Source organism: Phyllobacterium sp., assembly GCF_037994405.1.
Classification (GTDB): domain Bacteria; phylum Pseudomonadota; class Alphaproteobacteria; order Rhizobiales; family Rhizobiaceae; genus Phyllobacterium.
In genome coordinates this window covers 1-15183 of the sequence record NZ_JBBNAN010000453.1, presented here as the reverse complement: position 1 = coordinate 15183, position 15183 = coordinate 1, and the positions used below count along the sequence as shown (strand labels likewise).

13 protein-coding genes and 1 pseudogene are annotated in these 15183 nt (G+C 53.4%); 5 read left to right on the top strand and 9 right to left on the bottom strand.

The genetic code is table 11. The features are described 5' to 3' along the window. Window positions 1-475 (top strand): annotated as a pseudogene (locus AAAC48_RS25035) (serine/threonine protein phosphatase); the annotation flags it as partial. Window positions 476-490: 15 nt separating this feature from the next. On the opposite strand, the gene AAAC48_RS25030 reads toward AAAC48_RS25035, so the two are convergent. From AAAC48_RS25030 to AAAC48_RS25000, 7 genes are all read right to left on the bottom strand, one after another. Further along, the gene (locus AAAC48_RS25030) at window positions 491-2815 is read right to left on the bottom strand and encodes a polysaccharide biosynthesis tyrosine autokinase (RefSeq protein WP_340656792.1); all 2325 of its coding nucleotides are present in this window, start codon (window positions 2813-2815) and stop codon (window positions 491-493) included. A gap of 33 nt (window positions 2816-2848) precedes the next feature. Next, window positions 2849-3805, bottom strand: a complete 957-nt coding sequence (locus AAAC48_RS25025) for a glycosyltransferase family 2 protein (protein ID WP_340656791.1) — start codon at window positions 3803-3805, stop codon at window positions 2849-2851. Continuing rightward, the gene (locus AAAC48_RS25020) at window positions 3795-4769 is read right to left on the bottom strand and encodes a glycosyltransferase family 2 protein (protein ID WP_340656790.1); all 975 of its coding nucleotides are present in this window, start codon (window positions 4767-4769) and stop codon (window positions 3795-3797) included. Before AAAC48_RS25020 ends, AAAC48_RS25025 begins: the two co-directional genes overlap by 11 nt. Then, window positions 4769-5773 (bottom strand): glycosyltransferase family 2 protein, encoded by a 1005-nt coding sequence (locus AAAC48_RS25015; RefSeq protein ID WP_340656789.1) that lies wholly within the window; start codon window positions 5771-5773, stop codon window positions 4769-4771. The genes AAAC48_RS25020 and AAAC48_RS25015 overlap by 1 nt, the downstream gene beginning before the upstream one ends. A 46-nt stretch (window positions 5774-5819) precedes the next feature. Further along, window positions 5820-6998: a glycosyltransferase gene (locus AAAC48_RS25010; protein ID WP_340656788.1), complete on the bottom strand. Its 1179-nt coding sequence runs from the start codon at window positions 6996-6998 to the stop codon at window positions 5820-5822. Between the two features lie 140 nt (window positions 6999-7138). Then, on the bottom strand, window positions 7139-7891 hold the full coding sequence (locus AAAC48_RS25005; RefSeq protein WP_340656794.1) for a glycoside hydrolase family 16 protein: 753 nt from the start codon (window positions 7889-7891) through the stop codon (window positions 7139-7141). 410 nt (window positions 7892-8301) lie between these two features. Further along, window positions 8302-8511 carry a hypothetical protein gene (locus AAAC48_RS25000; protein WP_340656787.1) on the bottom strand — a complete coding sequence of 70 codons (210 nt, stop codon included), beginning with the start codon at window positions 8509-8511 and terminating at the stop codon, window positions 8302-8304. 494 nt (window positions 8512-9005) lie between these two features. On the opposite strand from AAAC48_RS25000, the gene AAAC48_RS24995 reads away from it, so the two are divergent. Then, on the top strand, window positions 9006-10256 hold the full coding sequence (locus AAAC48_RS24995) for an O-antigen ligase (protein WP_340656786.1): 1251 nt from the start codon (window positions 9006-9008) through the stop codon (window positions 10254-10256). A 76-nt stretch (window positions 10257-10332) separates the two neighbouring features. On the opposite strand, the gene AAAC48_RS24990 is transcribed toward AAAC48_RS24995, so the two are convergent. Beyond that, window positions 10333-10686 carry a DUF2958 domain-containing protein gene (locus AAAC48_RS24990; protein WP_340656785.1) on the bottom strand — a complete coding sequence of 118 codons (354 nt, stop codon included), beginning with the start codon at window positions 10684-10686 and terminating at the stop codon, window positions 10333-10335. A gap of 819 nt (window positions 10687-11505) precedes the next feature. Between AAAC48_RS24990 and AAAC48_RS24985 the strand changes: the two genes are divergently transcribed. From AAAC48_RS24985 to AAAC48_RS24975, 3 genes are all read left to right on the top strand, one after another. Then, window positions 11506-12183 carry a sugar transferase gene (locus AAAC48_RS24985; protein WP_340656793.1) on the top strand — a complete coding sequence of 226 codons (678 nt, stop codon included), beginning with the start codon at window positions 11506-11508 and terminating at the stop codon, window positions 12181-12183. 130 nt (window positions 12184-12313) lie between these two features. Further along, on the top strand, window positions 12314-13645 hold the full coding sequence (locus AAAC48_RS24980) for a UDP-glucose/GDP-mannose dehydrogenase family protein (protein WP_340656784.1): 1332 nt from the start codon (window positions 12314-12316) through the stop codon (window positions 13643-13645). A 41-nt stretch (window positions 13646-13686) separates the two neighbouring features. Further along, on the top strand, window positions 13687-14766 hold the full coding sequence (locus AAAC48_RS24975; protein WP_340656783.1) for a glycosyltransferase: 1080 nt from the start codon (window positions 13687-13689) through the stop codon (window positions 14764-14766). Window positions 14767-14844: 78 nt separating this feature from the next. Here the strand turns inward: AAAC48_RS24975 and AAAC48_RS24970 are convergent. Further along, the coding region (locus tag AAAC48_RS24970; protein ID WP_340656782.1) for a hypothetical protein at window positions 14845-15183 on the bottom strand (339 nt) is incomplete at its 5' end.

The following is a 15183-nucleotide window of genomic DNA, read 5'->3' as shown; positions in this document are numbered from 1 at the left end:
CGATATGGCGATGCTCGACTATCTGGAAAAGCGCCTTTCTTTATCTGAATGGTGGTACATGGGGGCCAATTCGACACTGCTGTCCTATGGTATTGACGTAGAACGTTTGAGACTGGTTCATCGTTCGCCTCAAATGCTTGATGACACGATCCGCGCTTCAATTCCCCAACGACATAAGCAATTTCTACGTTCCTTACCAATCATGATCGACGCTGGAAGCTTCCTGTTTGCGCACGCCGGCATAAGGCCTTCCATTTCCCTGAAAGACCAAAGAGATGAAGACCTCGTTTCCATCCGCAGAGAGTTTTTCGAAAATGCACATCTCCTCCGACAATGGGTCGTTCACGGTCACACACCGATAGAAAAACCCCACCAAGAAGGAAGACGGTTCAATATCGACACCGGCGCCTTTTATACCGGCAGGCTTAGTGCCTTGCGCCTCTGGAACAAAAAGGGCCGCGTGCTCACAACATAATTTCCCGTTCTAGCTTTATTTTTTGGCCGGAGCAGATCCTGTCTGATCAATATAGTAGCTTGAATATCGCTCCATGAAATGCTCTGAACTTCCGTAGGAACTGTATTTTGCAAGGCGCTTCATATCGACTTTGTTAAGGACCAGCCCGAGAACCTTCGGCGCAATTTCGGTCTCCGATTGCAGCACGGATTTAACGAGTGCGCGGGGCGTGACACCCCATTCCGCCACCATGACAAACCCATCGGCCAGTGGCGCGAAGGCTTTCGCATCGACGACCGGCCCAAGAGGGGGAAGATCGACGATAATGTATTCGAATACGCCGCGTGCTTCCTCAAGAAGTTTTTTCATACCCGGGCTAGAAAGGATCTCACTGGTGTGAAGCAAATTCCGGTGGAGCACTGTGGGGATAATGGCGAGCTTGGTCTTGTTCTCGATCTTGACGGAATTTTGCCATGGTTGGTCATCCATGATCGCCTTCACAAGCCCTCTTTGAGTTGAAAGCGACAGGGCGCGGGACAGCCCGGGATTGCGCAGATCGCCATCGATAAGAAGTGTCTTGGCACCTTTGGCGGCCAGTAACCCGGCAAAATTGGCCGCAACGGTGGTCTTGCCTTCGTGCGGCAAAACGGAAATGACACCGATCACTTTGCTTTCCTTGCCTTGCAGCATCACATCGGCAGCGATTTTGATGTTACGCAATGTTTCGGCAAATAGCGAAGACGGGTTATCAGCTGCCATACGGATAATATTGGTACGGGCAGGCGAAGTTTGTCCCTCTGTTGGCAGGGGTGATTTTTTCGCCTCTGCCATGCCGTCGAGTTTTGGCACGTAACCAAGAAACTTGACGCCGAGAAGAGCTCGGACATCTTCACCCAGCCGGAAGAAGCGCTCGCGGTACTCGCGCCATGCGCCAAGGCCGGCGCCGGCAAAAAAGCCGAGCACCAGAGATGCCGCGAGGGCCAATTTCCGCTTGGGACTTGACGGATCCGTTGGTGTCGAAGCAACCGAAATCACGCGCGCTTTAGCGATTGGGAAGGACTGCTGTTGCGACGCTTCCTGATAGCGGGTGAGATAAGTTTGGTAGAGATTGCTCAATGCTTGAGAATTCTGCTCCAGATCCTTCAGGTGTACGAGCGCTTCATTTGCCATGGATGTCTTTCCGGTGGCATTGTTCAGACCTTCCCGCAGGGATGTCTCGCGCGATTGCGCCGCTTCATACTGGTTGCGGTAGCTTTCGGTTACTTGCTGGAGCTCCTGAAAAATTTGCCGGGCTACGTCCTGCTCCTCGGTGCGAAGACTCACGGCCTGCGGATGATCCTGCCCAAAACGGCTCACAATTTCCTGCTCGCGCTTGGTAATAGTCAGATAGCGTGTCCTGAGGGTCCCTATAACGGACGTACCGGCCTGATCCGACACTACGGCCGCGTTGTTGACCGCGCCCTCGGGACCAGCAGCCACTATTGATTTGTACTGGTTATAGAGTGAGAGCGCCCTTGCGGTATCCGCCTGCGCCAAGATCAGCTGGCTATTGATGTCAGAGAGTTGCTGCTCGGAAACCAGGGCTCCCTTGGCCGCAGTTAGCCCGTTGGCAGCTCTAAAGCGTTCAACCTCGAGAGCCGCGGCCTGCGAATTTTCCTTTAGCTCCGTCAAACGTCCTTGAAGCCAGACCGTCGCCCTTTGCGTTGCGTCGAAATTTGCGTCCAACTGATCCGAGAGATAGACGTCAGCATAGGCCTTCGCAATTCTCCCCGCCAGTTCGGCGTCGTTCGACGTAAAGGTGAGATCGATAACGAAACTGCGCCCTTGCCGTTCGACATCCAGGCTGGACTGGAGGAGTGATGCCGCATATTCGCGCTTCAGGTCCGCAGCGGATAGATCAGTATTGGTTGGTTTGTTGCTGCCAAAAAGCCCGATAATGGTACGCACGCCGGATATGGCACTAGAGAAAATGGAACGCGGCGGATTCATAAACGCGTCGTTCTCGTCGAGCTTTTCCTTTCTCACCACCTTTTCCGCAAGCTCAGCCGATTTCAGAATCGCGATCTGGCTCAGGATCGTCGTATCGGTCTGCATATTGGCAGGTGCGGGCGAAACTTCGTCAGCGAACTTACCGAGACTGTCGTCAAGCAGGATGCTGGTCGCAGCCGTGTAGCCCGGTGTGGCGACAACAATATAGACTATGCCGAGCAAAAGACCCACCGCCGCCGTGATGACGACCGTTTTTGCCTGCCGCCGGGCTATAGCCATCAGCTGTTCAAGGTCAATGAAATTGTCGGCGTTGGCTGCCCCGTCCGGATTTGCCGCAAGGCCAACATTAAAGAGTCGATTGCCCTGATGCATGTTACCGCCAATCGTTCGCATTTAGATATGACATTAGTTGGGCCTCGGTTCCTTATATAGCGCTGAAGGGATCAAGCGCCTGAGGCGCACCCCAATGGGCATTGAGAGGTGGCGAAGCGCCACAGGGTCTTTCATTACAACCTCGATGATCCCGCCGATCGATCTTCGTTTGATATGGTTGACGAGAGAAAGGAAGGACTTCGCTTGTTCCAAGCTACGCGTCCGTCGAACCTGCGCGGCTCTAGCGTCAGTGTCGAGCTCGAATTTCTCGAGGAATGTCTTGTCCGCCTCGAGCATGGAGGTGATGTGATGCGATTCGAGGACTCGCGAGATTGAGCCAGGACGCACGTGATAGGCGTATCCGACTGACGGTTCCACGACGCATTTTCCTCCCTTCGCCAAAATGGATGCGAGAAAGATATAGTCCTCTCCGATACGCAGGTTCTCTTCGTATCGCAGGCCGTGCGTTTCGATGAAACGGCGCACGAAGATCGGCTTCATATAGCCAAAATTGAATGTGGTCTTGAAAACGAGGTTCGAGGCTATGAAATCCGCCAGTGTGATCTCGTGGATCTTCGCAAGCCGGTCGAGGCGGAACATCGTCTCCCCTCTCGCTTCACGCTCCTTTATCACCTTGATGTTATCCACGGCCGCTATCGCCCCCGCATTTTCGGCGCGGGTTATCATCCTCGCAATGCGGCCGGGAAACACCGTGTCGTCGGAATCCAGCACCGCAATCCAGCGACCTTTCGCGATGGTAAGAGCAGCATTGCGCGCGCCGCCTGGACCGCTGTTCCTGTCAAGCGTCACAACCCGGACACGTTCGTCCGGAAACGAACCCGCGATAGCGGCGGTGCTGTCGGATGATCTGTCATCGGCGACGATGACTTCCACGCTGACTCCACGCTGTGCCAGCGCACTTTCTATGGCGCGCCGAATGGTGTCCTCGGCGTTATAGGCCGCAATGACGAAGGTGACATCAGGCTGCACGGGACTTGTCTCTCCCTGCTTGAACCACTGCTATCTCACCATATTGCTGGATTTCCCGGATCCCTATCAGGCCACTGACAACGCCCATGTGCATGATGCCGCGAAGGAACCAGCGGTTGCGCCGGGTAGCAGAGAAGGCACTTGCAATTGCGACAGAGAGACTAAAGCCCGCTTTTGCACCCGCAAGAGCGACCTGTCCGGCGAGTTTGGGGCCTGCCGCTCTGTTCATGAGCATCCGCCCATGCGTCTGACCCACGCGGAAGCGCCGTTTGCAAAGCCATGAGAATTTTGCGCGCGCCTGAGGTACGGGTTCGAAAACCCACGCTTCGGGTGCAAATGAGATCTTGCCGCCCGCTTCGTGAAGCTCGGTGAAATATTGTGTGTCCTCCCCGCCGCTCCGTCCCAGTGCCAAACTGAAACGCCGGTTCCCGGCGAATATCGAGGAGCGGCGTAACAGGACGTTGCAGGTATAGCCGGTGTGGATTTCGCCGCGCACCCATACAGGAGCGGTCGAATGGAAGTCACCTTTGCTCATCCAGCTTGGCGCATCTGCCCGGTAGGACGCCTGCACCGGCCCCAGAACTGCATCGGCACCCGTGTCGAGCGCAGTAGCCAGCAGATGTGCTATCCAACTTTCGGACGCCGTTTCATCATCGTCGATGAAGGCCACATAGTCGCCCGTGGTAGCATCCAGGCAGGCATTGCGAGCTATTGATATGTTTGCGGCCGGACTATGGATATAACGCACTTCAAACGGAAGGTCCGACGCTGTCTTGGTGACCCGCTCTTTGGCGCTGGGCTCGAAATCATTATCGGCGACGATAACGCATATGTGGCAATTCTCCGGCAATGTCAGTTGAGCCAGCGAACGCAGGGTCGCCCCCAGCTCCTCACGACGATAGGTGCAGACGCAAATATCGATCCGGGTTTCCCCCACGGCGTTATGTTTGCTCAAACCGGTCATCAATGGGTATCCCCGCGCTTGCGCAGATTAAACAATTGCAGCCAGAAGCCCGTGGACCACGCAAAATGCATTATCATTGCTGATATGGACGCCAACGGACCATAAGGGTTGCGTTCGCCAACAGCCATCCAAACGCCGTAGCCCAGGCAGATTGCGATCCACAGTATTGCTGGCACGGCCGCCCACCAGTTGAGAACGGCAAGAAACATGCCTGCTACAACGGGGAGGACCATAAGTGGAAGCGCCTGACGAACCTTGGGAATCATGCGATGTTTCAGAAGGTTCTTTGCCCTACCCCGTCCATAGCCGAGATATTGCCGGAAGAGCGCCAAGGCCGATGACCGCGGATAGTAGACCATAAAGGTCTTATCGGTCATCCATAGGCGCGCACCGGCGGCCCTAAGCCGGCAATCAAGCTCGGCGTCCTCGTTATGGGTGAAGTTCTCGTCGTAACCGCCCACCTGGCGGAACATGGAGACACGCATCAGCGCATGATGTCCGTGATCGGTCCAATGCCCTTTTGCACCACGGCGATGCCTGGCGCCTCCGTTACCGAGTTTGGAATTCTGTGCCAGGGCGGTTGCTTTTTGAAAGGTACCAAACCCCTCGGTCGCCATACCGACGACGACGGAATCAGCGCCTGTTACTTCCGCTTCGACGAGCAGCTTTTCGCAATAATCTTTCGGATATTTTCCATGCGCGTCTATGCGGATGAGATAGTCATGCCCTTCGCCGTAGGTGGCCACTGCAAGATTTATGGCGGCGCTTTGGATTCTTTTTTGATTATGCAGAAGAACGACGCGCGGATCACTTCGCATTATTTCCGCAACAATCTGTTGCGTTCCATCATTGCTCCCGCCATCCACGACGATAATCTTGAAGTTATAGCGCCGGGCTTCAGTACCTAGTTTTTCAAGAAGTGCACGAATATGGTCGGCCTCGTTCAGACAAGGCACGACAACAATGCAACGGCCGACAAAATCTGGTTTTGCTGCACTTGGCATTGGTATTACGTCTCCGTTCTCGTTTCGCTCGACCCCTAGTGCGGGGTCAGGCTGCGACCTGAAGTAAGGTGTCGTGCTCATTGGCTTGAGTGAGCTGTTCGAGGCGTTCCACCAGAACGCGACAATCGTTCTGGTCAAACACCCAAGTTCCACGTTCCTGCGCTGTGACATCTTGCTGGGCGCGTTCGTAACGCTCTGGGTCGAGTTGATCGAACAAACGGCAAAGCGTGTCGACTGTCGGTTCGTTCAACGAGAAGCCGATGCCCCGCGCTTCCAAGAACAAGGAGGTCTCCGTGCCCTGCATGGCTAGAGGCACGCAACCATAACGGCATCCTTCATAAAGCCTATTCGGCAGGAGCCAGTCAGAGTTTTGCCCCTCCTCGAAGAAATCGACGGCCCACGAAAAATGCACCTCTTCATAGATCCTCGGCAGGTCTTCCGGATTTGCGTAAGCGCCATGGAACTGCATGAACGGTTCGTCGGCGACGAAGCGGTCAAAATCCTCGAATTCTGAATAGGCGGGACGCCCCCTCAGAACGATCTCGATCCGGCCATCCATCTTTCGCGAGAAGGCCGACAAAAGTTCTAATGATCGGCGGCAGCGCAAGGCGCCAAACCAGCCAATCTTCCACGGCCCGCCCTTATCGGACTTGACTATATGCTTCATCGCTTGTGTCTCCTGCGGACCAAGTTCTAGCACCTTGTTCTCCAGCACTTCGACCGGCATGTTCATCTGGCCGAAAGGTGCGAAATATTGTCTGACGAAAGCAGGTGACGAAGTAATAAGAAGCTGTGCATTATTGCCCAGCGTTCGTTCCACAAACCGCAACGCTTTGCCTGTCAGATCGTGACGCAAGAGCAGGCGATGAATATCAAGGCATTCGTAGACAATTGGCACATCACCGGCAAAAAGCGCCTTCGCCCGATTGGCAAGCGCCAGCATTTCCAGATTGCGGCCGATGATGAGATCGGGCCTGGCAACACCCTTGAGAGTCGAGGCGAGTGTCCACGCCGCACGTGCAACGGCGGCGAGGCGTTGGGCAAATCTGCCATCACGCGTTCTGCCGAGATAGATCGGAACAACTGTCGCAATATTGGTGATCGGCTCGCGGCTCCGCGTGAAACCGGCAATCGTCACGGTTGCGCCGCCGGCTTGCATCATGATCACCCGGCGCCGCACCGCTGGATCGGAAAGATCATGCACCAGGTACAAGACATGCAGCATGAGGTCATCCCGCAATTGATCTGCCTAAGGAGTTTAGTATGCCCGTTACCGCAGTGCAACATTTATGCTTCACTGCAGCAAGACTGGACGATGCTGCATTATCAACCGGAATTAGGCGAACGTTTGATGTCATGTAAAAATCAATCCAGCGAACAGGCAACGGATTCCGGGAATTGGCAATGTTCTCCCAGCGCAGTGAACGCAACGCGCCTGAACTCAGCTGAAACAGGCTCTCCGGGACTGTTGAAAGTTCCAAGCCAGGATTTCATCTTGTCACTAGCCCAGAGGCTCAAATAGATCTTCTGCGGATGGGTGGGCAATGCGGCCGGATCAGTGACTGTATGCACCAATTTGCCGTTCACATAATAACGCAGACTGTCCTTTTCCCAAACGAAGGCAAAATCATTATACCCGCTGTTCGCGCCTCCGGGCACCGCAACCAGCTTCTCATGTCCGCCCTTACCGTTGACATAAGAATTCAACTGAACCTTCGAAGGGTCCTTTCCTAGAAACTCGAAATCGATTTCATCCCACGGTTGCTTTTGAGCAGGGCCGATATAGCTGAAAAAGCTGGTATTAAAGCCTGAACCCGCGGCCGCCTTGATGCGTACTTCATAGGTGCCGTAGCTGAAGCGCTCATTGGTCTGGATCTCGCCGCAGGCATAATCGCGATCTTTGGTTTTTTGAGGGGCAAAGCCAAGAGTAAGGGTGCCATCTTTTAGGTTCACTTGTCCGGCCGACCACGTGCAATTCTGATGAGCGCCATTGGACCAACCGTCCGAAACGTACCAGCGCTTTTTGTTCAGGCTCGCGAAGTTCTCAACGAAGGATTTTCCCGTTTCCTGTGCATGAGCAACTGAGAAACCTGGGATCAAGCAAATCATAAACGCCATGCGCGAAAACGCAGGGCGGGATGGAATCATGGCCACCATCGCTCTTCCTTTCTGAACGGAGAAAAGGGCATCAGCATGAAGCCGAAGTCGATCATGCTCCGAGAGGCCGACACGTTCGTATCCACCATCATGGTATCAAATCCCTGTTCTCGCTGCGCCCATCGACAGCTTACCGGATGAATTCATGACTTAAGACAATATCCAGCATTTTTTGCTGCAGTGCATCATTATCACAACGCGTGGCGACGCATGTCAACCGCGTAAAAAAATGAAACGCGCGATCATTTTATTATTATAAATCAATAAGTTAATCTACAACACCAGACATCGGTACAAGGAGCCTTGCCTTTTTGCGGTCGCATTCACCCGGTCTTCGTCCCCGGGTACGGCAGCCATTCACGACGCAAAACTCATCGCGTTTGCTCGGATTCTGGCCCCACTTGTCCAATGCCATTCGCGTTCTCAAAACTCGTTATGGCTTCATTCATTTCCTGCATGAAAGCCATCTGCTTTTCCAAGAAATCGATGCGCTGGGAAAACCTTGTGAGCGCCTGCGTGAGATCGTCTACCTGTGCCGACGCCTTTTCTGTTTCGCCTTCGTTTTCGATGTTCTCGAACAAAAATGCGGCATTGACCGAAGCGTCCTCATAGCGCCGGCGAAAGCCATCACGCTCGCGTTCTGTCTCAACAACCGCCTCTCTTATCGCCTGTCTGATGCTTTGGAAACGTGTGGCGTCTGATCGACGATCCCTTTCGGGATTTCTTGTCCGGAAGCTAAATAGCGCCATCTCTCACCCCAATTCTTAAGACGCAAAGGCGCCCTCATAACGTATCCTGAGCCGCAGACGAAACCTGCTCTGGCGCTACGCAATGGTTGTTTCCGGTTTCAGTCCTGTCAAGTCAGAAACGGAAGCCCCTGTTTTTGGCAGATTTATCCGCGTTCAATCTTCCGAAAAATGCGCTGCGCTCTTTTTGAATTTTACAAAATCTGCCGGTAGTGCAAGTTTCTCGAACCTAATTTAAGGATGCAGAAGAGCTCGAACCAATCTCTGGATGACAAAACAGCAATCCGTCCAAGAGAAAAACACAATGCTCCCCTACGGACGTTATCACGATGAGAATTGCAAAATCTCTGTTTGTCGAACCAGGCACGAACTTTTGGTACGGGACGTTCGCCGTATCCTTGTCGGTTTTCGTTTTTGCCTATTCGACAAACTTTGGATTCATATCCATTCTGGTTTTCTACGCTTTGTGGTTGCCTCTTGTGTTGGTAGACTACCGACAAGCTATCGGTAATTACGCACGTTTCTATTGGGTATTGCCCTTTGCCCTCTTCGCATGCATGTCGTTTTCGTGGTCGGCCGCATTCGCTGTCACCCTGCGCGCGGCCATCCAATATGTGACGACAATCATCTGCGCCTTGATTGCATCTCGTATCATCGACTCGCGCACCTTCGTCAGCGGGGTAAGCGTGGGTGTCGCCCTGGTCCTGCTTTACTCGCTTGGCTTTGGCCAATACCAATACGATGCGCTGGACGGCTCCTATAGTTTCGTCGGAGCGTTCGCCTCCAAGAACCAGCTCGGCTTTTTCGCATCCTTGGGTGTCTATTTCGCCTTTGCCAGTTTCTTCGTCGTGCGCAGCAGCATTCTATGGCGTTGCATCGCAGTTGTGTGCGGTATCCTGTCTGCCTACTGCCTGGCGGCTTCCAGTTCGGCTACCTCGGTCATTGCAACGTTTGCCATAGTCATGAGCACTATGATCGTAGGCATTGCACTGAAATTTTCGCCGAAACATCGCCGGTCATTTTTTCTGGTCGGCCTCGCTTTAGCGGTAGTGCTCGTGGCCGTGGCCATAAATTCTGGTGCGATTGACCTGGTGCTTGGCGCCTTCGGCAAGAATTCCACACTGACGGGACGTACCTATCTCTGGCAGGAAGGGTTTAAAGCTTCTCATCAGGCCCCACTCATGGGCATTGGATATCAAGCTTACTGGGTACAAGGATTCTCTGAAGCCGAGCGACTATGGGCCGAGTTCTACATCCCTGCGCGTACCGGATTTCATTTTCACAATACCTATATCGAAGTGCTTGTCGAACTTGGCTATGTCGGCGTTGTTCTGATCAGCTTGCTCCTGGGCGGGGTGGTGGTCGGCTTCCTGCGGCGTTTGCTGACGGAGGAGTATACGCCACAAGGGCACCTCATGTTTGGCATCGCACTGTTGTTGTTGATCCGTTCGTTCTTCGAGATCGACTTCATCCAGCCTTATACGATCGGATCGTTCCTGCTCTATTATTCAGCTGGCTTGCTCGCCATTCCCCAGCGCACGACGTTCAGGATAATGCGTCCAACCCATTTGGAGGTATAACAATAATCGTGATCAACTGGAGCATTTTCGCACGATCAGATACCAGTTTACCGGAGGCATGGCATGAAACTCGCTCTCATACCGTGATACATCCATCTCTTCGCGCGTTAGCCGCGTATTCGCTCAATGTCTTTGTCGCTTGAAATGTCGCGTCGGCGTTTATGCCCGATGCGTCAGTAACAGCTTGCAGTTCTTCCAACGCAACGTTCCCAACTTCCGGAAATCCAAAACCCTTATCGCACAGGCCAAACAGAATGCCGAACTCAGGGTCGTATTCGGTCAACAACCACGTTACCCTGCCTGCTGGAATGAATAGTCTCACCACTGGTTTGAAGTCGGATTTTGGCTCGCCAGCTTTGTGCTTTGTTGCATTGACGCGGAAGTTTTCGACCATTTGCGTTCGCTGCTCATTGGTGAATAATTCGAACATTCTGTTCTCCTTTGCTTTGACCTAAGGCCCGCATTCCGCCCGGGTTTTGTCGCAAGTCTCCGTTACAGGTCCTTTCCAATGTAAATTTGTTCGCGTTTCATATTGGTAATTATTGATTTTTTCACATCATCCTACTGGTTCGTTTCACCTGTCTAAAGGTGAAACGGCGTCAAGCACCGGTGCGCATTACCTAGTGTTGTTCACGCTAAGCCGTGCGCAGTTCGGTTCGGTGGGCAATGGCACCAGTACCAATGATGCAGACAGCGGAGGACCCGAATTGTCCAGGACGGGCAATCACCATGGTAAGAAACCGAACTTTGGCCATACCGACCCGGATCATGCGCTGAGCCATCGCTCCGAAGATCGGCAAATCTAGCTCAACTGCTTATCCCATGCCACAAAAATATTGCACTGCAGCAAGGTACGGGTGGGCTTTGTCGATTGGTTGAGTACAAGGTGTCGCTGCCTGAGAGCTGCGCAGAGATCAAATTTATGTGTTCCAGTGCAAGGACACCGCTCAACTTGAACTCGCGCCAAGCTCGGCAAGATTGATAGTAGTCAATTAGACCGGGCAAGAAATTCCGCGGAAAATATAGTCGAAAAGGTCAAAATTTGGGCAATTTGTGGGCATTTTTTAGCCGTTTTGTGGCCATTTTGCAGACATCACCAAGTATTTCAATAGACGTAACTTTGTGTGTTGCGACGCACCATCTTTATGATGCACCATTTGATGTACACCCATTTGATGTACACCGTTTTGATATCGTCGCCTTTGATATCGTCGCATCAGCCATTCGTTTACTGACCTGGAGTTGTGCCATGAGCGATTCAGTCAAAACGACCGACTTGAGTTTTTCACAGGTCGACACCGAGTTCGAACCCGTTCTAGGTGGATTCATAAAGCGTGGATTTGATATCGTTGGCGCTTTGGCGGGCCTCGTTGCCCTTAGTCCACTATTTCTGCTCGTTGCGCTCCTCGTAAAGTTTTCTGATGGCGGTTCCGTATTTTATGGTCATCGCCGGATTGGGCGCGGCGGCAGTATCTTCCACTGCCTCAAATTCCGCACCATGGTCGAGGACGGTGACGTCGTGCTGGCCAACTATTTCGGAACCAATCCCGAGGCGAAGGAAGAGTGGGAGGCCACCCGCAAGCTTAGGGAAGATCCGCGTGTGACCCGTGTTGGTGCGGTGCTTAGAAAGTTGAGCCTCGACGAACTGCCGCAGATCGTCAACATTCTTCAGGGCCACATGAGCATTGTCGGCCCCCGGCCGGTTGTGCGTGACGAACTGGAGAATTATGGCAACGCCGCTGTATTCTACCTCAAATCACGCCCTGGCCTGACGGGGTTGTGGCAGATTAGCGGACGCAACGACATATCATACGATACGCGGGTGGCGTTTGACCGGCACTACGTCGAAAACTGGTCCCTGAAACTGGACTTACACATCATCATCAAGACCGTACCTGCCGTCTGCATGGCTAAAGGCAGTTACTGACACGGCGGCAAATTGCACAGTTACCGGACTGGATGGCTTGCTTAAGGGCATTCCACGCGTCTTGTGACAGGAAACAGGTTTAAGTGACCGGATCCAAGAGTGATCCGGCGTCTTACATAGGAACCAACCAATGAATTTGACCGTTTTTGGAATTGGCTATGTCGGTCTCGTCCAGGCCGCCGTGCTGGCCGAGGTGGGACATAATGTGTTGTGCGTCGATATCGATGCCGAGAAAGTTGAACGGCTGAATCAGGGGCTGATCCCGATCTACGAACCGGGCCTTGAAGGTCTGGTGAGAGAAAATCATGCGGCGGGCCGCATCAAATTCACGACAGACACCATTCAGGCCGTCAAGCATGGCCGAATTCTGATGAGTGCTGTCGGCACCCCGCCCAGCGAAGACGGATCGGCCGACCTCAAATATGTGCTTGCCGTTGCAGAGGTGATTGGACGCGAAATGGAGGAGCCGAAAATCGTCGTCAGCAAGTCGACTGTACCGGTAGGCACCTGTGACAAGATAAGGTCCACAATCGCCGAAATGCTCAAGGCGAGAGGGCGCGAAGAACTCACATTCGACGTCGTCTCGAATCCGGAATTCCTCAAAGAAGGTTCGGCCGTAGGGGATTGCATGAAACCCGACCGCATCATCGTCGGGACCAGCAGTGACGAAACCGAAACGCTGATGCGGGAACTCTACGCTCCGTTCAGCCGAAATCATGAAAAAATGATCGTGATGGATGTGCGGAGCGCCGAATTCACGAAATATGCGGCTAACTGCATTCTCGCGACCAAAATCAGCTTCATGAATGAGATGTCCGGTCTGGCAGAGCGGCTCGGCGCTGATATCGAGGAAGTCCGCAAGGGAATCGGCAGCGATCCACGCATCGGCTACGACTTTATCTATCCGGGATTGGGCTATGGAGGTTCGTGTTTTCCGAAGGACATTCGCGCCATGATCAAGACCGCAGAAGGCATTAGTTTTGACGCCAAGATGCTGAAAGCGGTGGAAGAGCGAAACGCCGAACAGAAATCGATCCTGTTCGAGAAGGTCAACCGCTATTTCAAGGGCAACCTCAAGGGCAAGGTTTTCGCGCTGTGGGGTCTGGCATTCAAACCGAACACCGACGACATGCGTGAAGCCCCTTCCCGCACGCTGATGGAGGCCCTTTGGCAAGCAGGAGCGACCGTACAAGCCTTTGATCCCGAGGCGATGCAGGAATGCCAGAGCATTTACGGCCAGCGTGACGACCTGCTCCTTTACGGAACCAAAGAAGCGGCGCTGCGCGGCGCGGACGCCCTGCTCATCGTAACAGAATGGAAGAGTTTTCGCGCACCATCCTTTGACCTGATGAGGGACGCACTGACGACGCCCGTCATATTCGATGGACGAAATCTTTATGACCCCAAGGTCATCGCTCGCCACGGCCTCGAATATCACAGCATCGGCAGAAAGGCGGCATAGACCGATGCCGGGTCAGAAACAGGATAACAAGGAGCCACGCGATGAACGTTCTTTTTGCGGGTGGTAACGGATACTACCCCCAATTCAGCGGGGGCGTTCAATCCAGTACCCATCATCTGGTCGAACAACTGCGCAATCACGGACACGAGGCTTCGGTTCTGGCTGCTTTGTTCGGCCAAGGGATGTTTGGTTTAAAGGCTCGCGCCAAAATGAAAATCATGGGCCAGCGGGCTGCTGTCGACAATTTTCCGGGATATCCTGTCGTCAGGGCCTGGTTTCCCTGGGAGGCAGCGGCCTTCGCGGTTAGAAGGCTTAAGCCCGATGTCGCAGTGGTTCAGTGCCATAAATCGGTGCCGATCGGAAAGGCTCTGCAAGCCGAGGGCGTTCCCTTGGTGATTTACCTCAGAAACGTCGAATTTCACGAACTTGCCGGCGACCTGCGGGAATTGGGTTCGGCGCTATACATTGCAAATTCCGAATTCACTGCCAGAACCTACAAGGAAAAGTTCGGGATCGATTCTACCGTCATTCCTCCGACAATCGATCCCGTGCTGTACGGAACACCGACGACGGGCGAATATGTAACGTTCATCAATCCCTACAATGAAAAAGGTTTTGAACTCGCGGTCCGAATTGCCGAGCAGTGTCCCGACATCCCGTTTCTGTTTGTCGAAAGCTGGAAGCTCGCCGACGACCACCGGGCCAGCATCGAACAAACAATCGCACCCTTCAAGAATATCCGTCTCGAGAACCGTACGAGCGACATGAAGACAGTCTATGGGCGCACAAGAATCCTGCTTGCGCCCAGCAAATGGGAGGAGGCATGGGGCCGCGTCGCGTCAGAAGCACATTGCAGTGGCATCCCTGTCGTGGGATCGCGCCGTGGCGGATTGCCAGAAGCGATTGGTGAGGGTGGCCTGGTTCTGGACTATAGCGCGCCGCTAGAGGATTGGGTTGGAGCGGTCCGCAGACTTTGGAACGACAAGAGCGAATATGACCGGCTTTCATCCGTTGCGAGGAAATTTTCGGAACGGCCACAGATGGACCCAAAGAGCCAATTTTCGACTTTTCTCGGCGTTCTTGGCCAAGCGGTCAGCAAAAACATTAAACAGGTGGCGTGATAAACGCCGCCAATATTTTCAAATATATTGAAAGAATGCTCCGCAATGAGAGTTGGTTTTGTTGTCGACAAGTTCCCATCATTGTCCGAGACTTTCATTTTGGATCAGGTAAATGGATTTCTTGAGCGAGGTTTTGAGGTTGGCGTTATCTGCAACGAGAATGCCCTGAAGCAAGACGCTACGCGGAATTGGCAGGCGCTGTCTGACAATACGGTTTGCTGGTGGGGTGGCTTGGCACCGTTGCGTCCGTCCCTGAGAAAATTGCCGGCCCTCCTTTGGGATAAGATTTCGACTGCTTTCGACATTCTTTTTTCGCAAAAGCTCCAGAATTTTGATGTGATAATCGCCCATTTCGGAAACAACGGTTTGCGTGTGGCTCGTGTGTTGAAGCGGAAAAAACTTGCCGCTCCCCTGGTC

Coding starts and splice junctions, on each gene's coding strand:
- AAAC48_RS25030 (WP_340656792.1), bottom strand. CDS start 2,815: ATGCATCAGGGCAATCGACTCTTTAATGTTGGCCTTGCGGCAAATCCG.
- AAAC48_RS24995 (WP_340656786.1), top strand. CDS start 9,006: ATGAGAATTGCAAAATCTCTGTTTGTCGAACCAGGCACGAACTTTTGG.
- AAAC48_RS24975 (WP_340656783.1), top strand. CDS start 13,687: ATGAACGTTCTTTTTGCGGGTGGTAACGGATACTACCCCCAATTCAGC.
- AAAC48_RS24985 (WP_340656793.1), top strand. CDS start 11,506: ATGAGCGATTCAGTCAAAACGACCGACTTGAGTTTTTCACAGGTCGAC.
- AAAC48_RS25015 (WP_340656789.1), bottom strand. CDS start 5,773: ATGCCAAGTGCAGCAAAACCAGATTTTGTCGGCCGTTGCATTGTTGTC.
- AAAC48_RS25020 (WP_340656790.1), bottom strand. CDS start 4,769: ATGACCGGTTTGAGCAAACATAACGCCGTGGGGGAAACCCGGATCGAT.
- AAAC48_RS25010 (WP_340656788.1), bottom strand. CDS start 6,998: ATGCTGCATGTCTTGTACCTGGTGCATGATCTTTCCGATCCAGCGGTG.
- AAAC48_RS24980 (WP_340656784.1), top strand. CDS start 12,314: ATGAATTTGACCGTTTTTGGAATTGGCTATGTCGGTCTCGTCCAGGCC.
- AAAC48_RS25005 (WP_340656794.1), bottom strand. CDS start 7,891: ATGGCGTTTATGATTTGCTTGATCCCAGGTTTCTCAGTTGCTCATGCA.
- AAAC48_RS24990 (WP_340656785.1), bottom strand. CDS start 10,686: ATGTTCGAATTATTCACCAATGAGCAGCGAACGCAAATGGTCGAAAAC.